Source organism: Streptomyces sp. NPDC027185 (genome assembly GCF_055567035.1).
Map to the genome: position 1 here is coordinate 24,695 of NZ_JBVHRF010000007.1, position 20,602 is coordinate 45,296.

Below are 20,602 nucleotides of genomic sequence, written 5' to 3' on the forward strand. Positions count from 1 at the left end.
TCATCAGAGGTATTGGTACCGACGCGGTGGCGCCTCGTTCACAAACCGGGAGGTCGGCCAGGGTTTGTGGCGTTCCCGCGACGGGCCAAATGGTGTTGGCGTCTCCCAGGAGGGTCGTCCGTCGTCCCCCACCCTAACGACACCTAACCCCGCACGCGCGACTTTTTCCGGCGGCTTCACCCCCTATCTCCCCCGTCCGGAATCCGCCCCTGGCGCGTCGGCCCCGGTCATCGGACCGGGCGAGGCGGACGGCGGGCGCCGGGGCCGCTCCGCCCGGCCCGCCATTCGGATGACCGGCGCCGGTGCGGGCGCCGCCCGGACGTACCGGCGCGTCGGGTGGCGGGCGGTGAGCCTGCGCGCGGGGCGGCGGCGGGCGGTGCTACCCCTGGGCGGGTGGATTGGTTCACCGACTCCGGTTACTGGCTCGGCCGGCTGGTCTTCCAGCGGCTGCTGGCCCTCGTCTACCTCACGGCGTTCGTGGCCGCGGCGCGGCAGTTCCGGGCGCTGATCGGCGCACGGGGGATGCTGCCGGTGCCGCGCTTCACGGCGCGGGTGCCGTTCCGTGCCGCCCCGTCCGTCTTCCAGCTGCACTACTCGGACCGGTTCTTCGCCGGCTGGTCCTGGTGCGGGGCGCTGCTGGCCGCCGCGGTGGCCGCGGGCGCCGCCGACGCGGTTCCGCTGGGCGCGTCGATGGCGCTGTGGGCGGCGCTGTGGCTGATGTATCTGTCGATCGTGAACGTCGGCCAGACCTGGTACGGCTTCGGCTGGGAGTCGCTGCTGCTGGAGACGGGCGCGCTGGCGGTCTTCCTGGGCAACGGCGACATCGCGCCGCCGGTCCTGGCGATGTGGCTGCTGCGCTGGCTGCTGTTCCGGGTGGAGTTCGGCGCCGGACTGATCAAGATGCGCGGGGACCGCTGCTGGCGCGATCTGACCTGCCTGTACTACCACCACGAGACACAGCCGATGCCGGGCCCGCTGAGCTGGTTCTTCCACCATCTGCCGCGGCCGCTGCACAAGGTCGAGACGGCGGCCAGCCATGTGGCGCAGCTGGCGCTGCCGGTGCTGCTGTTCACCCCGCAGCCGGTGGCGGGGTGGGCCGCGGCGGCGATGGCCGTCACCCAGCTGTGGCTGGTGTTCTCCGGCAACTTCGCGTGGCTGAACTGGCTGACCCTCGCACTCGCCCTCTCCGTCGCCGCCGGGGCCCGCACCTGGGTCACCCCGCCGCCGCTCCCGGCGGGCGCCCCGGTGTGGTTCACCGCCGTGGTCTGCGCCGCGACCGCCGGGGTCCTCGCCCTGAGCTACCGCCCGGCCCGTAACCTCCTCCTCCACGACCAGCGGATGAACACCTCGTACGAGCCGCTGCACCTGGTCAACTCCTACGGCGCGTTCGGCAGTGTCACGCGGGTGCGGCGGGAGGTGGTGGTGGAGGGGACGGCGTCGGCGGTGGACGGGCCGGGGACGGTGTGGAAGGAGTACGGCTTCCACGGGAAGCCGGGTGAGGTGGGGCGGCTGCCGCGGCAGTTCGCCCCTTACCACCTGCGGCTGGACTGGCTGATGTGGTTCGCGGCGCTGTCGCCGGGCTACGCCGCCGGCTGGTTCGGCGGTTTGGTGGAGCGGCTCCTCGAAGGCGACCGCGACACGCTGCGGCTGCTGCGCGTCAATCCCTTCCCGGACGCCCCGCCGGCGCGGGTGCGGGCCCGGCTCTTCGAGTACCGCTTCACGACGTGGCGCGAGCTACGGGCGTCAGGCGCATGGTGGCACCGCCGAGAACTCCGTCCGTTTCTGCCGCCCACCACGCTGTCACCTCGTCCCGGAAAACGGTGAGCGTCCGCAGTGCCTCCCGCAGCCCGATACGGGTGAACTCCCGCTCAAGACGGTCGAGTTCGGCCAGCGTCTCCATGTGGTCGCGGCCCAGCGCGGAGCGGGACCTGGCCAGCCCCAGCGCGGCCAGGGCGCAGCCGCGGGACTCCTCCATCTCCGTGAACTCCCGCAGCGCGAGGGCGTACATCTCCCGCGCCTGCGCGGGGCGCCCGGCGCGGAGGAGGACGTTGCCGCGCATCTTGTGGTTGTAGGCGAGGGCCGAGGCGAGGTCCATGGCGCGGCATATCGCCTCCGCCTCGGACAGCAGCTCCAGCGCGCGGTCGGCCTCGCCCCGCGCCGAGCGGACGTCCGCCACGCCGCGCAGGGACCAGGCGTGGCCGCGGCTGTCGTCCGCCGCGGCGGCGATGGTGACGCACTCCTCGAAGAGGGCGAGCGCCCCGTCGAGGTCGCCGGTGTTGCGGCGCATCTGGGCGATGCCGGACATCGCCCAGACCGCGTGCCGGGGCTCGCCGTGCGCCCGCGCCTGCGCCAGGAGTTGTTCGTGCAGGTCGGCGACGGCGGCGTAGTCGCCCTGGATGCGGCCGGTCTCGGCGAGTCCGGCGAGGGCGTAGCCGTGGGCGAGCCGGTCGGCGCCGTCGGCGAGGGCGACGGCGTGGGTGAGAAGCCGGCGGGCGAGCGGCAGCGCGCCGCACTGCCGGGCGAGGGTGCCGCCGCTCCACAGCGCCCAGCCCATGGCGCCGCGGTCACCCGCCTCGCGGGCGCTGCGGTAGCTGGCGCGCCAGGCGGCGCCGGCGGCCTCGACGTGGCCCAGGCGGCGGTTGGCCTCCCCCTCGGCGAGGGCGGCGCGGGCCCGGTCCAGCGGCGTGGCGGCCTCCCGGCGGGCACGGACGGCGACGGCCAGCACCTCCTCGTAGGAGGAGTTGACATCGAGCTTCGCGCCCAGCGCGCCCTGGTACTCGGGGGCGAATGCCTTGCCGTTCATGTGGGGGTGCCTCTCGTCCGTGACCGTCTTGATCACGACGCTATGAATCCGGGCCTGTAGCCCGAATCCCTCCACGTGCCCGTCCTCGTGTACGTCTGGAGTGCTACGCGAACAGGGCTCCGTCAGCACTGAGATGTACGCGGTGACCTGGGATTTCCTCGATTGCGACGTGTCCCTCCGTGACCGTGGGCCGACGGACCGTCCGCTCGCGCGTCCGCCGTCCCGCGCGGCGCCCGCGCGCCCTCCCCTTGCCCTGGCGCGCCGTCCGGGTCAGGCTGTCTGCCGTCCAGCCGCGGGCACCGGTGGCCCGCGGGCCGTACGGACCGATGCCGAGGTGGAGCATGAGCGCAGCAGGGACGGGGCCGGGCCTGGGCCGGCGGCGTTTTCTCGGGGGTGTGGCCGCCGGGATCGCCGTGACGGCCACCGGCGCGGCGCTGACCGCCCGGGACGCCGCCCCGGCGCAGGCCCGGGGCCGGACGCCGGGCCACGGGCACGCCGGGCGGCCGCGCGCCGCGCGGTCGGTGTACCTCGGCACGTACACCTCGTCGGGGGGTGCGGGCATCGTCCTCGCGGAGTACGCCGCGGACGGCACGCTGACCGCCACCGGCACGGTCGGCGGCGTCCCCGACCCCTCGTATCTGGCGCTCGCCCCCGACGGCGGGACGCTCTACGCGGTCGACGAGCAGCAGGAGGGCGCGGTGACCGCGCTGGCGCTGCCGGCGCAGGGCCCGCCGAAGGTGCTGGGCAGTCGCCCCACCGGCGGTGCCGGGCCGTGCCATCTGTCGGTCCACCCGGGCGGGCACTGGCTGCTGAGCGCCAACTACACGTCGGGGAGCGTCGCGGTGCACCCGATCGGGGCGGACGGTGCGCTGGGCGAGCGTACGGACCTTCTCACCCACTCCGCGCCGCCGCCCGGCCCCGGTCAGGACGGGCCGCACGCGCACCAGATCGTCACCTCGCCGGACGGCGGCCATGTCCTCGCGGTGGATCTGGGCACCGACACCGTCTACACGTACCGGCTGGACACCTCCGCCGGGAAGCTCACCGAGGTCTCGCGGGCGGCGCTGCGGCCGGGTGCGGGGCCGCGGCATCTGACGTTCCACCCGTCGGGCCGGTACGCGTATCTGGCGAACGAGGTCGACAACACGGTGGTGGCCTGCGGCTACGACGCCGGCAGCGGGCGGCTGACGCCGGGCGATCCGCAGCCGACCGGCACCGGCGAGGGCACGAGCTATCCGGCGCAGTTGCTGGTCACGGCGGACGGGGCGTTCGCGTTCCTGGCCAACCGCGGGCACAACAGCCTGACCCGGTACGCGGTCGAGGACGGCGGGGCGCGGCTGCGGCTGCTGGACACGGTGCCGGTGGGCGGTGACTTCCCGCGGCAGATCGCCTTCTCGCCGGACGGGCGGCTGCTGTTCGCGGCGAACCAGAGGTCGGGGACGGTGACGGTCTTCGCGGTCGACGCGGAATCCGGTGCGCTCAAGCGGCGCGGGGAGCCGTTCGCGGCGGCGGCAGCGGTGTGCGTGCTGCCGCGGTGAGCGGGCGCGCCTGGCCCGGCCGGGCGCTTCGCGGGGAGTGAAACACTGCCGCAACAGTGCGGCAGTGTCCGGAAGTTAGCGTCGCCCTCCATGAGTACGGAGATACCGGGGACGCACACCCCCGCAAGCGGCCCGGCACCGGCGGACGGTGCGCTGCGACAGGGCCTCAAGCGCCGCCACATGCGGCTGATCGCGCTCGGCGGGGTGATCGGCGCGGGGCTCTTCGTCGGCAGCGGTGTGGTGGTGCACGCGACGGGCCCGGCGGCGGTGCTGTCGTTCCTGGCCGCCGGGGTGCTGACGGTGCTGATCATGCGGATGCTGGCGGAGATGACCGTCGCCCGGCCCGCACAGGGTTCGTTCTACGCCCACGTGCGCGAGACGCTGGGGCTGCGGGCGGGCTTCACCGTCGGCTGGCTGTACTGGTACTTCTTCGTGATCGTGGTGGCCGTGGAGGCGGTGGCCGGTGGCCGGATCGTGCAGCTGTGGCTGCCCGGCGTGCCGTTGTGGGCGGTCAGCCTGGTCCTGATGGGGCTGCTGACGGCGACGAACATGGTCTCGGCGCGGTCCTACGGCGAGTTCGAGTACTGGTTCTCGTCGATCAAGGTCGTGGCGATCGTCGTCTTCCTCTTCCTGGGTGCGCTGTACGTGCTGGGGCTGTGGCCGCACGCCGAGGGCGGGCTGGCGCTGCTGACGTCGCACGGCGGTTTCGCGCCGGAGGGCGTGGGCGCGGTGCTGGCGGCGGTGGTGCCGTGTGTCGGGTTCTTCACCGGCGCGGAGATCGTGACGATCGCGGCGGCGGAGTCGGTCGAGCCGGAGCGGGCGGTGGCCGACGCGATCCGCTCGATCGTGCTGCGGGTGGTGGCGTTCTACGTCCTGTCGATCTTCCTGGTGGTGGCCGTCGTGCCGTGGACCTCCCGGGCGATCGAGGTCAGCCCGTACGCGGCGGTGCTGGAGCGGCTGGCGGTGCCGGCGGCGGGGACGGTGATGAACGCGCTGGTGCTGATCGCGGTGCTGTCCTGCCTGAACTCCGCGCTCTACACCTCGTCGCGAATGCTCTTCGCACTGACCGGGAACGGGGACGCGCCACGGGCGTTCACGAAGGTCGGCCGGGGCGGGGTGCCGCGCCGGGCGCTGCTGGCCGGGACGTCGGTCGGCTATCTGTCGGTGATCGCCGCGTGGATCTCCCCCGACGTGATCTTCTCGTTCCTGATCAACTCCTACGGCGCCATCGCGCTCTTCGTCTATCTGGCCATCGCCTTCGCGCAGGTGCGGATGCGGCGGCGGCTGGAGCGCGAGGACCCGGCGCGGCTGACGTTGCGGATGTGGCTGTTCCCCTGGCTGAGCTGGGTGACCATCGCGGCGATGACGGCGGTGATCGCCGCGATGGCGGTACTGCCCGACAGCCGTTCGCAGTTCTGGCTGAGTCTGGTGACGGTGGCGGTGGTGCTGGCCGGCTACGAGGTGCGGCGGCGGACCGCGGCGGCGCCGGAGACAGCGGTGCCCGGCCCGGAGGTGGTGGGGGCGGCAACCGGCGAGAGGTAGTGCCGCAGCAGCTCGCGCAGCTCGTCGACGAAGGCGTCGTAGCTCTTGCGCAGCTCACTGCCGGGCCAGTCGGCGGGCAGCAGCGCGGCGGGCAGCAGCGGGTCGGTCATCAGATGGCGCTGGGCCGCGGCGGCGACGGTGAAGCGGTGCGCGGGATCGTCGGCGGCGGCGAGCCGGGCGCCGAGGTCGCGGGCGCGGGCGGCCCAGCCGTCGAGGTCCCAGAGCTTGCCGGCCAGCGCGACCGGGTCGCCGTCGGGGGTGCCGGTGAGCCAGGTGCACTGGTCGGCGGCGGGCGGGCGGGGCCGGTCGAGGTTGGCGGGGCGCAGCCAGCTGCCCTCGCGCAGTTCGGCCAGGCGCAGTCCGTCCATGGCGCGGCGCAGCGCGGTGCGCTCGGCGGCGGTCCGGCGCTCGCCGGTGACGAGCGCGATCTCCCAGGCGCCTGACCACGGCAGGGTGCGCGGGGTGTGGCTGTCGTCCTGGCGGCGCTGGCGGGCCAGCAGCCGGGAGGTGAGGGCGTAGTCCCCCTCGGCGTGGGTGAGGTCTCCGGCGGCCACCATGCGGGAGAGTGCGACACGGACCGTGCCTTCGGCGATGCCGAACAGTTCTCCGATACGGACGAGGGCGCGGACCGGCAGCTGCGGCGGGTGGTTCCCCAGGAGGGTGCTGAGGACGACGGAGCGCGCGGTCAGCGGCCGTACGCCCAGGTCCTCCGCGTCGTCCGCCGCGCTCCGCGGGGTGTTCGCGGGGGCCGCCTCGCGGGGGCCGTCAGATCCGTCCGCGCCGTTCATTCATTACATCCTTTCCGCGCTTGTCGTACAACTGTAACGTCGAGGTATGACCGTCACTCACGAAGTCGTGAATCAGCCGCCGCCGCTGACCGGTTTCACCGCCGCGGACGAGCCGGCCCTGCTGGAGACCTTGCGCCGGGAGGGCGCCGGATGGGGCGAGCGGGAGGTGACCGCACTGGGCGCGCTGGCGGGCAGCGCGGCCGTCCAGGAACAGGCCCGCTGGGCGGAGGAGGTGCCGCCCCGGCTGCACACCCACGACCGCTTCGGCCACCGCGTCGACGAGGTCGCCTTCCACCCCGCCTGGCATCAGCTGATGACGGTCGCCGTGGAAGCGGGACTGCACGCCGCGCCGTGGGCCGACGAGCGGCCCGGCGCCCACCTGGTGCGCGCCGCGAAGTTCTACCTCTGGTCCCAGGCGGAGCCGGGCCACGGCTGCCCCGTCTCGATGACGTACGCCGCCGTCCCCGCGCTGCGGACCGCGCCCGAACTGGCGGCGGTGTACGAACCGCTGCTGACCTCGCGGGTCTACGACTTCGGGCTGCGGCCGCCGCTGGCCAAGTCCGGCCTGATCGCGGGCATGTCGATGACGGAGAAGCAGGGCGGCTCCGACGTCCGCGCCAACACCACGCGCGCGGTGGCGGCGGCCGACGGGAGCTACCGGATCACCGGACACAAGTGGTTCACCTCCGCGCCGATGAGTGATGTCTTCCTGACCCTGGCACAGACCGCGGAGGGTCTCAGCTGTTTTCTCCTACCGCGCGTCCTGCCGGACGGCAGCCGCAACGGGCTGCGGCTGATGCGGCTGAAGGACAAGCTCGGCAACCGCTCCAACGCCTCGGCGGAGATCGAGTACGAGGCGGCGGTGGCCTGGCCGGTGGGCGAGCCGGGCCGCGGTGTGCGCACCATCGTGGAGATGGTCAACATGACCCGCCTGGACTGCGTACTGGGCTCGGCCGCCGCGATGCGGGCCGGGCTGCGGCAGGCGCTGCACCACACCGCGCACCGGCAGGCGTTCGGCCGGGCCCTCGACCACCAGCCGCTGATGCGCTCCGTCCTCGCGGACCTCGCCGTCGAGTCGGAGGCGGCGACGCTGCTGGGGATGCGGCTGGCGGCGGCCGTGGACCGCTCGCAGGCCGGTGACGCGCACGAGGCGGCGCTGCGGCGGCTGGCGCTGGCCGCCGCCAAGTACTGGGTCTGCAAGCGCGGCAGCACCCATGTGGGTGAGGCGCTGGAGTGTCTGGGCGGCAACGGCTACGTCGAGGAGTCCGGCATGCCGCGGCTCTACCGGGAGGCGCCGCTGCTGTCGATCTGGGAGGGCTCGGGCAATGTCGCGGCGCTCGACGTGCTGCGGGCCCTGCACCGCGAACCGGAGGCGCTCCAGGCGTACTTCGCGGAGGTCGACGCCGCCGCGGGCGCCGACCGGCGGCTGGACGCCGCCGCCGCCGGGCTGCGCGCGCTCCTGGGCGAGCTGGACGACCCGGAGCGGGCGCAGCTGCTGGCCCGTACCCTCGCCGAGCGGATGGCGCTGGTGCTCCAGGGCGCGCTGCTGGTGCGCCACAGCTCCCCCGCGGTCGCCGACGCGTTCTGCGCCTCCCGCCTCGACGGCGCCTGGGGCAACGCCTTCGGCACCCTGCCCCCCGGAACCGACCTCACCGCGATCCTGGAACGCACCCGTACCGGTGACGCCGGCTGACCCCGGGACGGCGCACCCAGGGGACGGCCGCGAGGGGAGCGCGCCCGGCGGCACGGCGCCGCGGGGCGCGGGCGGGGAAGCCGCCGGGGCCCGGAGGACGAGAACCGCCGGGCCCGGCCGCGGAAGCCGTCGGGGCGCGTCCCGGGGAAGCCATCGGGCCGCCGGGACGCGGGTAGCGTCCGTCCATGCCCTTCGATGACGAGATCGCCCCGGTGGCCGTGGTCGACCACCGTCCCTGCTGGTCCGAGGAGTTCGCCGGGCACGCGGCGCGGCTGCGGGCGCTGCTGGGGGACCTCGCGGTCGCGGTCGACCACATCGGCTCCACCTCCGTACCGGGACTGGCGGCGAAGGACTGCCTCGACATCCAGGTGCGGACGGTGCCGCTCGGCGAGGGGGCCGCGGAGCGGGCCACGGCGCTGCTCGGCGCGGCCGGATTCCGCCTGCGCCCCGAGCCGTGGAACCGTACCGAGGTCTCCTTCGGCCACCGCTGCCGCAAGCTGGTCTTCGCCCCGCCGCCCGGTGCCCGCCGGATCAACGTCCATCTGCGCGAACACGGCGGGCCCAACGCCCGGTACGCGCTGCTCTTCCGCGACCATCTGCGCGCGGACGCGGCCGCCCGGCACGCCTGGGGCACGTTCAAACAGCGGCTGGCCGCCGCCGTCCCGGACCTCGCCGCCTACGGACAGATCAAACAACCCGCCACCGAGGTGCTGATGCTCGCGGCCGAACGGTGGGCGGCGGCCACCGGGTGGGAGCCGTCCTGAGCCGGGGTCCGGCCGGGACGGGAGGGCCCGGAGGAAGCGGACGGCCCCGGGACCACACTCCACCGTGGCACGGAGTGCACTGCTACCCCGCACCCTCCGGCACCGCGTGTCGCACATACGTCCACTTCGTCTTCATCGGACCTTCACCATCAGCCCTGGCGCCCGTGAGAGAAAGCCAGGCATGTGCGACGACGAACTGATCCCGCCGCTGGCGGACATGACCGAGGACCAGTGGCTGCGGGACGAGACCGTGCGGCCCGCAGAGGGAGCGGCGGCGCCGCGGACGACCGGGCGCACCGTGCCGTGGGTGAACCGGCGGACGCTGCTGGGCGGCGCCGTGGCGGGCGCCGCGCTCGGGGTGCTGCCGCTCGGGGCGGGGGGCCGGACGGCCGCCGCCGCGCCCCGTACGGGTGAGGACGGCGCGTTCGAGTTCCCCGAACGGCCGGACCGCAAGGGCGAGTTCGCCGTCCTGGTCACAGGCGACGCGGGCACCGGGGACGAGGCGCAGTACGCGGTCGCCGCCGCGGCGCGCGATGTGTGCCGGGCCGAAGGCGTGAGCCTGGCCGTCGGGCTCGGGGACAACATCTACGAGAACGGGCCGGAGTCCGACCACGACACGGAGTTCCAGGACAAGTTCGAGAAGCCGAACGCCGGTATCGACGTGCCGTGGCTGATGGTCCTCGGCAACCACGACTGCTCCGGCCTGATCCCGGGCAGCGGCGGCGATCCGTCCCGCGGCGACCGCGAGGTGGCGTACGCGGCGACGTCGCGCCGCTGGTACATGCCGGAGCGCTACTACAGCGTGCCGGTGCCCGCCGAGCAGCCGCTGGTGGAGTTTTTCGCGATCGACACCATCCCGTGGTCGTCCTACGTCGCCCAGACCGACCCGGAGTACCGCTGGGACGGCCCGTACATGCGCCGGCAGCGGGAGTGGCTGGACGGCGCGCTGCGTGCCTCGCGGGCCCGCTGGAAGATCGTGCTGGGTCACCACCCGTACCTCAACAACGGCAAGCACGGCAGCGCCGGCGCCTACGACGGCTTCACCATCGGGCACTACACCAGCGGGGTGCACCTCAAGGAGATGTACGAGGAGGTCGTCCTCGGGCGCGCCGATCTGATCCTCTCCGGCCACGACCACACCTCGCAGCTGCTGGAGCCGACGGCGCGGACCGGCGGCACCCGGCAGGTGGTCTGCGGCGCGTCCGGCAAGACCGGTGACGGCAAGGCCCACTTCGGCCACCCGGCCGCCTGGCAGAACTTCTCCGACCACGGCTTCATGCTGCTGAAGGTGTCAGGCGCGGCGCTGACGCTCGACGCGTACACCGTCGACGTCGCCACCCGGAAGGCCACCCGCGCGCACCGGATCCGCACCACGGCGCCGGTCGGCGGGGTGCGGGCGGGGGCACCGGTGTGAGCGCGGCTGCCCGCACCACCGGGTGCGGGCGGACGGTCCGGCGCGGACGCCCGCACCGGGAAAACCGAGCGCGGCCAGGCTTCACTCCCCCGTCCACCGGTTCTCCGGTCTTCCGGCGGACGGCCCCGGAGCGGCGCGGCAGCCTCGACGGTGCGCCTACCGAAAGGGTATAGCGGCGCAGCGGGCCTGTCCGTCACGGCAGTTCAGCGCCCGGTCCGCGCGGCGGCGCTCCGGGCCGGCCAGACGAAGGTGACGGACGCGCGGGGCGGGAGGCGGTAGACCGCGTGGTGGCCGTGCCAGGTGAGGACGGTGCGGCGGGGCCCGTCGGTGGCGTTGTAGGCGATCACGGCGGTGGAGCCGTCGGGGTTGCGCCAGGCCACGTCGGGGACCTCGGCGCTGGTGGTGGAGGCGATGCGGCGGGCGCCCGGCCGGACGAACTTCGTCAGGTGGCCCATCGTGTAGTACTCGACGGTGCGGTCGACGCTGCGGTGGGCGGCGTCGCCGCGGTGGACGGTGACCAGGCCGGTGCAGGTGGCGCAACCGCCGTGGTGCGGGCCGCCGTTCTGGTCCACCGCGAGGGACCACTTGACCCAGCTGCTGCTCCAGTTGCGGGTGGCGGCGATGAGGTCGCGCAGGTCCTCACGGTGCTGGTCGGCGACCCACGCCCCGCCGGAGTTCTCGGTGCCGAACGCGGCGAGGTGCGGATGGCGGTCGTGGACCCGGCCCTGCTCGGCGACGTCGCCCGCGTAGCCGTGCCAGGCCACGCCGCCGAAGTTGGGGTGTCCGCGGATCGCCGGGTCGTCGACGGCGGGCGCGCCGAAGCGTGCGTAGCGGTCCCAGTTCCAGTCCAGCGCGAGGACCTTGGTACGCAGTCCGGCGCCGCGCAGCGCGGGCAGCAGCGCGTCCCGGGTGAAGCGTGCGAGCCCGGCGCCGGTCCAGCGCATCGACGGCAGACCGGCGCAGCAGGTGGGTTCGTTCTGCGCTGAGACGTACGCCACCGGGACGCCGTGGGCCCGGTACGCCTGGAGGTACTTGACGAAGTAACGGGCGTAGGTGCCCTGGTACCGCGCCCGCAGCCGTCCCTGGTCGAGGCGGCCGTTGTCCTTCATCCAGGCGGGCGCGGTCCAGGGGGAGGCCATGACCGTGAGCGCCGGGTTGAGGGCGCGGGCACGGGCGGTGAGCGGGAGGACGTCGGCGAGGTCGTGGCCGACGGAGAAGTGGCGCAGGTCGGGGTCGGTGCGGCCGGTGGGCAGATCGTCGTAGGTGTAGCCGTAGCGGGCGAGGTCGGAGGCGCCCATGGGGTTGCGGAGGAAGCTGAGGCCGATGCCGTGGCGGCGGTCGAAGAGGGCGCGCAGCGTCGCCTCGCGGGTCGCGTCGTCGAGGGTGCGGCTGCTGCCCAGGAGCCACGCGGCGGTGTCGGTGAAGGACGCGCCGCCGCCCCGGAACGTCTGGTACGTCCGCGACGGATCAACGGTGATCCCGCCGCCGGGGCCGGGCCGGAAGGTCAGCGGGCGTTGCCGCTCCAGGCCCTTGCCGACGCTGCGGCCGCCGGGGTCGGTGGTGGTGGTCAGGTAGACCTGGACCCGTGGCGGGGCGGCGGGCCGGTGCGGTCCCGGGCCCTGACCGGCTGCGATCAGGGCGGTCCCCCCGGCGAGCGCGGCGACCGTGGTGGCGGCGAGGAGGCGGCGGAGGCGTCCGGGGGGCATGGGCGTGCCTTCCTGGGGCGGGCGGCGGCCCGGGGCGCGCCCGGGTCGCCGGGTACGCCGTCGCCCTGGGGAGCGCCGGGGACGCGGGCCGTCCGTTCCATGGTTCGAGATATGACGGGTCCACGTCAAGGGCGTTCCCGGGCGGTACGGGCCGGGAGACGGAGACGCCGGGTCCGGCCGCCCTCACGGCGGCGAGGGCGGCCGGACACAGGTGCCCCGGACCGCTTACGGACCGCTCCAGGTGAGCACGGTGCCGCCCCAGGTCATACCGGCGCCGAAGGTCAGGGCGAGGACCCGGTCACCCTTGGCGAGGCGGCCTTGGAGATGGCTCTGGTGGAGGACGTAGGGGATGCAGGCAGGGCCGATGTTCCCGACCCGGTCTCCGACTACGACGACCCGGTCGCTGGGCAGTTCGGCCAGCTCACAGGCTCTTTGGAGCAGAAGGGGGTTGGGCTGGTGGGAGGCGACGAGGGCGAGGGCGTCGCGGTCGAGGCCGGCTCGTTCAAGGGTCTCGTCGACGATGCGCGGGACCATCTCCAGGGTGAAGTCGGCGATGGCGCGTCCGTTCATCCTGGCGTAGTGGAAGCCGGCGGCGATGTTGTCCGGGGTGGGGGGCATCCTGTTGCCGCCCGCCGGGCTGTGGATGTAGTCGGCCTTGGTACCGTCCGAGCCGAGGTAGATGTCGGAGAATCCCTCGCCGTCCGCGACGGGGCCGAGGATGGTGGCACCGGCTCCGTCGCCGAACAGGAGAGTGGTGGACCGGTCGGCGGGGTCCATCCACGGGGTGTAGACCGATGAGCCCACCACGGCCACATGGCGGGCGCCGCCGGACCTGATCCAGTCCACGGCGATGCGGGCGGCGAACATCCAGCCCGAGCAGGACGCGCCGACATCGAGGGCCACGGCGCCCGCCGCCCCGAGCAGGGCCTGGGCGCGGCAGGCGGTGGCGGGACCCGAATCGTCGTGCGAGGGAGCGGCGAGCAGGAGCACGTCGAGGTCGTCGACGGTCAGACCGGCACTGGCGAGCGCCTCTTCGACGGCCTTCGCCGCCATTTCCGCGGCGTTCTCCCCCGGGGCGCGGACATGGCGCTCCCGGATGCCGGTGCGCTGGGTGATCCACTCGGCGGTGAGGCCGAACTGGGCTCCCAGTTCGTCGTTGGTGCGTATCGCCTCGGGGAGGTAGCTCCCCAGCCCGATGACCCCGACTCCGGTGCGCGCTGCGTTCGTCATGGCGTTGTCCTTCACTCGGAGACAAGCGGGAGGGGGGCGTCCTGTCGCCGCGCGGTGGCGCTCCGGTCGTGTCCGTGCCAGAAGCGCTGGAAGTACTCGGTCCGGTCGGCGGTGGTGAGAAGTTTGAGGAACTCGGCCTGCTCCACGCGGTTGCCGGTGGGGGTCGTGCTCGCGGAAATCGTCCTCTTCACCGCGGCCAGTGCCCGGCGGGGGTTCGAGCAGTAGCGTTCCGCCCATGTGCCGGCGGCGGCGCGCAGGTCCTCTTCGGGAACCACGAGATCCACCAGCCCGATGCGACGGGCTTCGCCGGCGTCGAGGGTCCGCCCGGTGAGGAGCATGTCTCTGGCGTGGGCCAGGCCGACGAGCCGGGGCAGCCGTTGTGTGCCGCCCCCGGCCGGAATGAGGCCCAGCAGTACCTCGGGCAGGGCGAAACGCGCCGAGTCGGTGCAGATGCGTACGTCGGCCGCGAGAGCGAGTTCGGTGCCGCCCCCGAGGGCGTTGCCCGGAATGGCGGCGATCACGGGCGCCGGGAAATGCTCGACCGCGTCCATGAGCTCCTGGGCACATTCCGCGAATTCGTGCATCTCGGCCGGAGAGGAATTGCCGAGCTCTTTGATGTCGGCACCGGCGGAGAAGTGTGCGTGCGCCGAAGTGATCACCAGTGCGTGGATGTCCGGATCCTCACGCAGGTCGCTCAGGGACTGCAGGAGGCCGTGCGCGAGCTTCCTGTCGAGAATGTTGAGAGGGGGCCGGTCCATGATGAGCCGGGCGACCCGCCCGGATTTCTCCGTGTACACGCTCACAGCACGCCTCCGCTGACTTCCAGGACGTGGCCGTTGATGTAGGAGGCCGCGCCAGACACCAGGAAGGTCGCGGCGGCGGCCACCTCGTGTCCCGCTCCGGCCCTTCCGGCGAGCAGGTGAGGCTCGTACCTCTGCCAGAGCCGGTCATCCGCCATGACGACCTCGCCCATACCGGCGGATATGATCCCCGGCGCGAGGCAGTTGATCCTGAGCCCGTGCCGGGAGATGTCGATGGCGCTGGCGCGCGTGAAGGCTTCGACGGCGCTCTTCGACGTGATGTAGGCGGTGGCGCCACGCACCATGTGGTTCACCATCGCCGCGGACACCGTGAGGATGTTTCCGGTGCCGGGCGGGAGATGACGGATGGCGTGCCGGACGGTGTGGAAGACACCGTTCACATTGGTGTCCATGACGGCGCGCCAGTCCGCCGCACCGAGATTGTCGACGGTTCCGTTGCGCGTGATACCGGCGTTGGCCACGACGATGTCGAGGCCGCCGAACTTCTCCTCGGCCTGGAGAAAGACGCGCTCGATGGATTCCTCGTCGCGCAGGTCGGAGGCGAAAAACGCGGACCTTCCCTCGAATTCGTCGAGAAGTTCTTTGATGTCATGATCCCGGCGGGAGGTGCACACCACATTGGCACCGGCGCGCAGGAACCCCTCGGCGATGCACCGTCCCAGACCTTTCGTCCCACCGGTGATGACGGCGGTCTTCCCGGCCAGCACATCGCCGTGACGGGTATCGGGCGGAACAACCGTTTCGCGCACAGCAGACTCCTTGTCCGAATGATCGCCATCGAATGATGGCCTCGCCGGCCCGGCGGACGCCGAGTACCGCCGAAGGCGCCCGGAAGCACATACGCACGTCCGCCCGGGGAGGCAGGCAGGGCCGCGCGGGAAGGCCACCCGGTGGCGTGCCTCAGCATGGGCACGAAGAATCAACGGACCGTCAACAGACGATCACCGAAAGTTAACGGAAGATCAACTCTGCGCCTCCCCCGCGCTCCCCCGGCCGCCAGGGCCCGCGCACGCCCCATGCGCGGGAAGCCGCGTGCGGCGCGGAAACGTCCGCGGACCGTGGCCCCTGGCGCCACCGGGGACCGCCGGGCCCCCACCGCGCGGCGGGAGCCCCGGACGCGGACGTCGGTTCATGGCCCCCGCGCGGCAGGTACCGCCGGAGGTACGCCTCCCAAGCCCCGGACGGGGCAGCGGGACATGCGGCCCGGCCGGGCCCGGCCTAGGGTTGAGCGCATGTCCTGCTGGATATCGGCCCTGGTCAACGGCGGACGGCCAGGGGCCCGGGGCGCGCTCGCCCGCGCGGCGCCGCACCGCGCGGACCGGGCCGCGGCGCCGCCCCTGCCCCCGTCCCGTACGCCCGCGGCAGCCGGGCCGCGGGTCTCTCGGTGACCGCCGGGAGCGGCGGCGGGCACGGTCGCCGCTACGACCCGCTGGCCGCCCCGGGGGTGCGCACGGTGCCCGAGGAGGTGCCGGGCGTCTCGGAGCACGAGCCGATCGGGCTGCGCCGCCGCCTCGACCTCAACCTCATGGGCACCTTCGACTGGGACCTGTCCGCCGGCCGGATGGATCTCGACGAGGGTGCGCTGCGCCTGTACGACCTGCGGGCCGACGAGTGGGACGGCGAGCCGCTGTCGCTGGCCGCGCGGGTCCCGCCGGAGGAGGGCGCGCGGCTGGACCGGGCGGTGTCGCTGGCGCTCCAGGACGGTGCCTCCTCGTACGGCGCGTACTTCCGGGTGCGGTTCCGCGACGGGACGATGCACTGGGCGCACTCCCAGGGCCGGATCCTGCACGACGCGGAAGGGATGCCGTACCGGGTGATCGGGGTGGTGCGCGAGGCGTCGAACGAGCTGGCGGACTCGGCGCTGCTGCGCTCGCTCCAGCAGGAGCGGCAGCGGCAGACGGTGATGGTGCAGCAGACCACGGCGGCGCTGGCGCGGGCGATGTCGGTGGCCGATGTGACGCGGGTGCTGACCGGTCCGGGCGGGGCGCGGCGGTTCGGGGCGGACGCGCTGATCCTGGGGCTGGTGGCGGGCGGCCGGTTCGAGGTGATCGCGGCCACCGGGCTGGAGGGCGACGTGCCCGAGGACATGCTGCGCTCCCGGCTGGACGACACCCTGCCGCTGTCGGACACCGTCTCGTCGCGGCGCCCCAGCTTCCTGCGCACCCGCGGCGAACTGCTCGCGCGCTTCCCGCGGCTGCGGCCGTACGGGGAGATGCTGCCGCCGGGCAGCGCGTCGTTCCTGCCGCTGGTGGCGCAGGACACCGTCATCGGGGCGCTGGGGCTGTTCGGCAACGAGCCGTCGGGGCAGTCCGCCGAGGCGCGGAACCTGGCGCTGGCGCTGGCCGGTGTGGTGGCGCAGTCGTTGCAGCGGGCGACCCTCTTCGACCAGGAGAGGGAGTTCGCGACGGGCCTCCAGGCGACGATGCTGCCGCGCCGGGTGCCGGAGATCCCCGGCGGCGAGGTGACGGTGCGCTACCACCCGGCGAGCGTGGGCCGTGACATCGGCGGCGACTGGTACGACGTGATCGCGCTGCCGCAGGGCCGTACCGGGCTGGTGGTCGGGGACGTCGAGGGCCACGACACGCACGCGGCGGCGGTGATGGGGCAGTTGCGGATCGCGCTGCGGGCGTACGCGAGCGAGGGGCATCCGCCGGAGACGGTGCTGGTGCGGGCGTCGCGGTTCCTGGCGGAGCTGGAGACCGACCGGTTCGCGACGTGCACGTACGTGCAGGCGGATCTGGACTCGGGGGCGCTGCACGTGGCGCGGGCCGGGCATCTGGGGCCGTTGATCCGGGACGGCTCGGGGCATGTGGACTGGCCGGAGATCCGCGGCGGGCTGCCGCTGGGCGTGGCGACCGCGTTCGGCCACGACCACTTCCCCGAGACGCAGCTGTTCCTGGAGCCCGGCTCGACGCTGCTGCTGTGCAGCGACGGGCTCGTGGAGCAGCCCGGCCAGGACATCTCGGTCGGCATCGACGCCCTGACGGCGGCGGTGCGGGCCGGTCCCGAGGCGCTGGGGCCGCTCGCCGACCAGCTCGCGGAGCTGCTGTGGTCGGCGCCCGGTTCGGAGGACGATCTGGCGCTGCTGTTGCTGCGGCGGCTGCCGGAGCCGGGCACCAGCGCGGTGCCCCGGCTGCGGCTCCATGTCCACCAGGCCGATCCGGCGGGCGCCGCCGACGTCCGCTCGGCGCTGCGGCGCACCGTGGACCAGTGGCGGGCCGGGCCGGTGATGCACGACATCGAGGTGGCGGCGAGCGAGCTGATCGCCAACGCGCTGACGCACACGGAGAGCGGGGCGCTGGTGACGATGGAGCTGCTGTCGCAGGAGCCGCGGCGGATCCGGCTGGAGGTCGAGGACCGCTCCAGCCAGTGGCCCCGCCGGCGCAGCCCCGGTGAGACGGCGACGTCCGGGCGGGGCCTGATGCTGGTGGAAGCGCTGGCGGACTCCTGGGGCGCCGAACCGCGCGGCTCCGGCAAGGCGCTGTGGTGCGAGTTCGTGGTGCCGGACGGGGAGCACCCCCCGGACGGGAGGGCCCCCGCGGACGGGGGGTGAGCGCCGCCCGGACCGCGGGTCAGTTGCGGCGGCCGAGGGCCTTGGCCCGGTCGTGGGCCCAGCCCGCCAGCAGGACGGCGAGCACGGTCCCGGCGAGGTACAGGCCGAGGGTCACCCCGAATCCGGCGTCCAGGGCGCCGAGGATCCCGAAGTGGCCGTGGTCGATGAGCAGCCGGACGGCGCCCTGCCCGAAGATCACCACGGCCACCGCCCCGATGATCTGCAACACGTCGTACTTCACGTCGCTCTCCCCCTCGTGTGACATCGGCGGCGCGCACACCACACCGCCGCGCCGACCTGTCCGGACGCCGTTGCGCGCCCGTCGGCGACGTTACGAACGTATCAGTCGCAGATCCCGGAAAATGGCTGTGGAAAGCCATTACGTCACAGATTCTTACCCGGTAGCGTGGCGCTTGTGCGTGACGAAAAGATGGAGACGGAGATCGCGGGGCGGGGCTGCCGGGAGTGCGGGGCGACGTTGCCGGGCGGCGGGCGGGGGCGGCCGGCGCGGTACTGCTCCCGGAGCTGCCAGGCGCGGGCCTACCGGCGGCGCCGGAACCCGCCGCTGCCCCGTCCGGTGACGGCGCCCGCGGCGGACTCCCCGCGGCGGCGGCAGATCGCCGGGGCGGTGTGGCGGATCGCCGCCACGCGCGGGCTGCACGCGGCGAGCATGCGCGAGATCGCCGCCGAGGCCGGGGTGTCCCTGCGGACCGTGCAGTACCACTTCAGCGGCAAGCACCAACTCCTCGTCGACGCGCTCACGTTGCTGCACGACGACAACGAGCGGCGGGCCCGTGCCCGTATCCACCACGGTCCCGACGATCCGCGCGGGCTGCTGCGGGCCGTACTGGAGGAGTTCTTGCCGGTGGACGAGGAGCGGCGCACGGCGCTGCGGGTGCTCGCCGCGTACTACTCCCGCAGTCTGACCGACCCGGCTCTGGCCGCGGTCTTCCTCGGGCCGGAGCATCCGCTGGAGGACCTGATCGCCGGACTGCTGGAGCACGCGTGCGCCCAGGGGCGGTGCGCCCCCGGCGTGGACCCGCGGCACGAGGCCGATCTGCTGGTCTCCGGCGTGACGGGGCTCGGCGGTGATCTGCTGCACGGCCGCCGCTCAGCCGAGGCGGTGCTGCGCGTCCTCGACTACCACCTCGACCGGCTCGTCCCGCCGGACGGGCCCCGGGACTCGGCCTGACCCGCCTGCCGCTCCCCGGGGCGGCGCCCTCCGCGGGCCGTACCCGGTCGCGGCCGGGCTACGGCCCGTACCAGAGGGTGGTGAGGTTGCAGAACTCGCGGATGCCGTGGCCGGACAGTTCGCGGCCGTAGCCGGAGCGTTTGGTGCCGCCGAAGGGCAGGCCGGGGTGGGAGGCGGTCATGCCGTTGAAGAAGACGCCGCCGGCGCGCAGGTCGCGGGCGAGGCGGTCCTGTTCGGCCTCGTCGCGGGTCCAGGCGTTGGAGCTGAGGCCGAACGGTGTGTCGTTGGCGACGGCGATCGCCTCGTCGAGGTCGGCGACGCGGTAGAGGGAGGCGACCGGGCCGAACGCCTCCTCGTGGTGGATACGCATCTCGGGGGTGATGCCGGTGAGCACCGTCGGCTCGTAGAACCAGCCCGCGGGGCGGTTCGGCGGGCGGCGGGCGCCGCACAGGGCGGTGGCGCCGCGGTGCACCGCGTCGTCGACCAGTTCCTCCAGGTCGGAGCGGCCCTGTTCGCTGGCGAGCGGGCCGACGTCGGTGTTCTCGTCCATCGGGTCGCCGACGGTCAGCGCGGCCATCGCGGCGGTGAACCGTTCGGCGAACGCGTCGTGGACGGCGGTGTGCAGGATGAAGCGTTTCGCGGCGATGCAGGACTGGCCGTTGTTCTGGACCCGGGCGGTCACCGCGGTGCGGACCGCGGCGTCGAGGTCGGCGGAGGGCAGCACCACGTACGGGTCGCTGCCGCCGAGTTCCAGCACGGTCTTCTTGATCTCGTCGCCGGCGACGGAGGCGACCGCACGGCCCGCCGGTTCGCTGCCGGTGAGGGTGGCCGCCGCGATCCGCGGATCACGCAGCACGCCCTCCACCGCGCCGGAGCCGATCAGCAGGGTCTGGAAGCAGCCGGCCGGGAAGCCGGCCCGGCGGAACAGTTCCTCCAGGTAGAGGGCGGTCTGCGGGACGTTGGAGGCGTGTTTGAGCAGTCCGGTGTTGCCGGCCATCAGGGTCGGCGCGGCGAACCGTACGACCTGCCAGAGCGGGAAGTTCCACGGCATCACGGCGAGGACGACGCCCAGCGGGCGGTAGCGGACCACGGCGCGGGCTGCTCGTGAGTCGCGGACGTCGGCCGGATCGGGGTGCTCGTCGGCGAGGAGGGCGGCGGCGTGGTCGGCGTACCAGCGCATGGTCTTGGCGCACTTGGCGGCCTCGGCGCGGGCCTGGGCGAGCGGTTTGCCCATCTCGGTGGTCATGGTGCGGGCGACGGCGTCGCGGTCCGCGTCCAGCAGGGCGGCGGCCTCGTGCAACCACCCGGCGCGGGTGGCGAACGAGGTGCGGCGGTGCGTGTCGTACGCCTGCTCGGCGAGGACCAGCCGGTCTTCGAGTTCGCCCGGGTTGAGCGGTTCGAAGGTTTTCAGTGTTTCACCGGTGGCCGGGTTGACCGTGGCGATGGCCATGGAGCGCCTCCTCGGTGGGACGGAACGGGGCGGGGCGGCCGGACCCGCGGCGGGGACCGGCCGCCGGGCCGCCGTCCGCGCGGTGGCTCAGCTCAGCGGCGACGGGGC

16 protein-coding genes are annotated in these 20,602 nt (G+C 73.7%); 8 read left to right on the top strand and 8 right to left on the bottom strand.

The window, feature by feature from the left end:
- Positions 1-393: 393 nt before the first annotated feature.
- Positions 394-1,824 carry a lipase maturation factor family protein gene (locus ACZ4M8_RS22745; RefSeq protein ID WP_467610062.1) on the top strand — a complete coding sequence of 477 codons (1,431 nt, stop codon included), beginning with the start codon at positions 394-396 and terminating at the stop codon, positions 1,822-1,824.
- Here ACZ4M8_RS22745 and ACZ4M8_RS22750 read toward each other — a convergent pair.
- Complete coding sequence (locus ACZ4M8_RS22750; RefSeq protein ID WP_467610064.1) at positions 1,718-2,803, bottom strand: tetratricopeptide repeat protein; 1,086 nt, start codon at positions 2,801-2,803, stop codon at positions 1,718-1,720. The two genes, ACZ4M8_RS22745 and ACZ4M8_RS22750, sit on opposite strands and share 107 nt — an antisense overlap.
- Before the next feature lie 341 nt (positions 2,804-3,144).
- Here ACZ4M8_RS22750 and ACZ4M8_RS22755 point away from each other — a divergent pair, with 341 nt between their 5' ends.
- Together ACZ4M8_RS22755 and ACZ4M8_RS22760 are read left to right on the top strand one after the other, a co-directional pair.
- Positions 3,145-4,341, top strand: coding sequence for a lactonase family protein (locus tag ACZ4M8_RS22755; RefSeq protein ID WP_467610066.1), 1,197 nt, complete (start codon positions 3,145-3,147; stop codon positions 4,339-4,341).
- Positions 4,342-4,431: 90 nt separating this feature from the next.
- Entirely contained in the window at positions 4,432-5,883 is a 1,452-nt protein-coding gene (locus ACZ4M8_RS22760; protein ID WP_467610069.1) for an amino acid permease, read from the top strand.
- Here ACZ4M8_RS22760 and ACZ4M8_RS22765 read toward each other — a convergent pair.
- Entirely contained in the window at positions 5,796-6,671 is an 876-nt protein-coding gene (locus tag ACZ4M8_RS22765; RefSeq protein WP_467610072.1) for a PaaX family transcriptional regulator C-terminal domain-containing protein, read from the bottom strand. The genes ACZ4M8_RS22760 and ACZ4M8_RS22765 overlap by 88 nt on opposite strands.
- Before the next feature lie 46 nt (positions 6,672-6,717).
- Between ACZ4M8_RS22765 and ACZ4M8_RS22770 the strand changes: the two genes are divergently transcribed.
- The 3 genes from ACZ4M8_RS22770 (at position 6,718) to ACZ4M8_RS22780 (ending at position 10,542) form a co-directional block, all read left to right on the top strand.
- Positions 6,718-8,364 carry an acyl-CoA dehydrogenase family protein gene (locus tag ACZ4M8_RS22770; RefSeq protein WP_467610074.1) on the top strand — a complete coding sequence of 549 codons (1,647 nt, stop codon included), beginning with the start codon at positions 6,718-6,720 and terminating at the stop codon, positions 8,362-8,364.
- A 185-nt stretch (positions 8,365-8,549) separates the two neighbouring features.
- On the top strand, positions 8,550-9,128 hold the full coding sequence (locus ACZ4M8_RS22775) for a GrpB family protein (RefSeq protein ID WP_467610076.1): 579 nt from the start codon (positions 8,550-8,552) through the stop codon (positions 9,126-9,128).
- Positions 9,129-9,309: 181 nt separating this feature from the next.
- Positions 9,310-10,542 (top strand): metallophosphoesterase, encoded by a 1,233-nt coding sequence (locus ACZ4M8_RS22780; RefSeq protein WP_467610078.1) that lies wholly within the window; start codon positions 9,310-9,312, stop codon positions 10,540-10,542.
- Positions 10,543-10,745: 203 nt separating this feature from the next.
- On the opposite strand, the gene ACZ4M8_RS22785 is transcribed toward ACZ4M8_RS22780, so the two are convergent.
- The 4 genes from ACZ4M8_RS22785 to ACZ4M8_RS22800 all read right to left on the bottom strand — a co-directional run bounded on the left by ACZ4M8_RS22785 (position 10,746) and on the right by ACZ4M8_RS22800 (position 15,048).
- Positions 10,746-12,248, bottom strand: coding sequence for a glycoside hydrolase family 30 protein (locus tag ACZ4M8_RS22785; RefSeq protein ID WP_467610080.1), 1,503 nt, complete (start codon positions 12,246-12,248; stop codon positions 10,746-10,748).
- 225 nt (positions 12,249-12,473) lie between these two features.
- On the bottom strand, positions 12,474-13,478 hold the full coding sequence (locus ACZ4M8_RS22790) for a 3-oxoacyl-ACP synthase III family protein (RefSeq protein ID WP_467610083.1): 1,005 nt from the start codon (positions 13,476-13,478) through the stop codon (positions 12,474-12,476).
- 11 nt (positions 13,479-13,489) lie between these two features.
- Positions 13,490-14,281 carry an enoyl-CoA hydratase/isomerase family protein gene (locus ACZ4M8_RS22795; protein WP_467610085.1) on the bottom strand — a complete coding sequence of 264 codons (792 nt, stop codon included), beginning with the start codon at positions 14,279-14,281 and terminating at the stop codon, positions 13,490-13,492.
- The gene (locus ACZ4M8_RS22800) at positions 14,278-15,048 is read right to left on the bottom strand and encodes an SDR family NAD(P)-dependent oxidoreductase (RefSeq protein ID WP_467610087.1); all 771 of its coding nucleotides are present in this window, start codon (positions 15,046-15,048) and stop codon (positions 14,278-14,280) included. Before ACZ4M8_RS22800 ends, ACZ4M8_RS22795 begins: the two co-directional genes overlap by 4 nt.
- Before the next feature lie 635 nt (positions 15,049-15,683).
- Here ACZ4M8_RS22800 and ACZ4M8_RS22805 point away from each other — a divergent pair.
- On the top strand, positions 15,684-17,852 hold the full coding sequence (locus ACZ4M8_RS22805) for a SpoIIE family protein phosphatase (RefSeq protein WP_467610089.1): 2,169 nt from the start codon (positions 15,684-15,686) through the stop codon (positions 17,850-17,852).
- 19 nt (positions 17,853-17,871) lie between these two features.
- Here ACZ4M8_RS22805 and ACZ4M8_RS22810 read toward each other — a convergent pair whose 3' ends face one another.
- Positions 17,872-18,093: a hypothetical protein gene (locus ACZ4M8_RS22810; RefSeq protein ID WP_467610092.1), complete on the bottom strand. Its 222-nt coding sequence runs from the start codon at positions 18,091-18,093 to the stop codon at positions 17,872-17,874.
- A gap of 174 nt (positions 18,094-18,267) precedes the next feature.
- Between ACZ4M8_RS22810 and ACZ4M8_RS22815 the strand changes: the two genes are divergently transcribed.
- Positions 18,268-19,044, top strand: a complete 777-nt coding sequence (locus ACZ4M8_RS22815; RefSeq protein ID WP_467610094.1) for a TetR/AcrR family transcriptional regulator — start codon at positions 18,268-18,270, stop codon at positions 19,042-19,044.
- 58 nt (positions 19,045-19,102) lie between these two features.
- Here the strand turns inward: ACZ4M8_RS22815 and ACZ4M8_RS22820 are convergent, their stop codons facing one another.
- The gene (locus ACZ4M8_RS22820) at positions 19,103-20,494 is read right to left on the bottom strand and encodes an NADP-dependent succinic semialdehyde dehydrogenase (protein WP_467610096.1); all 1,392 of its coding nucleotides are present in this window, start codon (positions 20,492-20,494) and stop codon (positions 19,103-19,105) included.
- Positions 20,495-20,602: the final 108 nt, after the last annotated feature.

Bases quoted from the DNA above. Each gene is read 5' to 3' on its own strand.
- ACZ4M8_RS22750 (WP_467610064.1), bottom strand. From the start codon at position 2,803: ATGAACGGCAAGGCATTCGCCCCCGAGTACCAGGGCGCGCTGGGCGCG.
- ACZ4M8_RS22755 (WP_467610066.1), top strand. From the start codon at position 3,145: ATGAGCGCAGCAGGGACGGGGCCGGGCCTGGGCCGGCGGCGTTTTCTC.
- ACZ4M8_RS22760 (WP_467610069.1), top strand. From the start codon at position 4,432: ATGAGTACGGAGATACCGGGGACGCACACCCCCGCAAGCGGCCCGGCA.
- ACZ4M8_RS22765 (WP_467610072.1), bottom strand. From the start codon at position 6,671: ATGAACGGCGCGGACGGATCTGACGGCCCCCGCGAGGCGGCCCCCGCG.
- ACZ4M8_RS22770 (WP_467610074.1), top strand. From the start codon at position 6,718: ATGACCGTCACTCACGAAGTCGTGAATCAGCCGCCGCCGCTGACCGGT.
- ACZ4M8_RS22775 (WP_467610076.1), top strand. From the start codon at position 8,550: ATGCCCTTCGATGACGAGATCGCCCCGGTGGCCGTGGTCGACCACCGT.
- ACZ4M8_RS22780 (WP_467610078.1), top strand. From the start codon at position 9,310: ATGTGCGACGACGAACTGATCCCGCCGCTGGCGGACATGACCGAGGAC.
- ACZ4M8_RS22785 (WP_467610080.1), bottom strand. From the start codon at position 12,248: ATGCCCCCCGGACGCCTCCGCCGCCTCCTCGCCGCCACCACGGTCGCC.
- ACZ4M8_RS22790 (WP_467610083.1), bottom strand. From the start codon at position 13,478: ATGACGAACGCAGCGCGCACCGGAGTCGGGGTCATCGGGCTGGGGAGC.
- ACZ4M8_RS22820 (WP_467610096.1), bottom strand. From the start codon at position 20,494: ATGGCCATCGCCACGGTCAACCCGGCCACCGGTGAAACACTGAAAACC.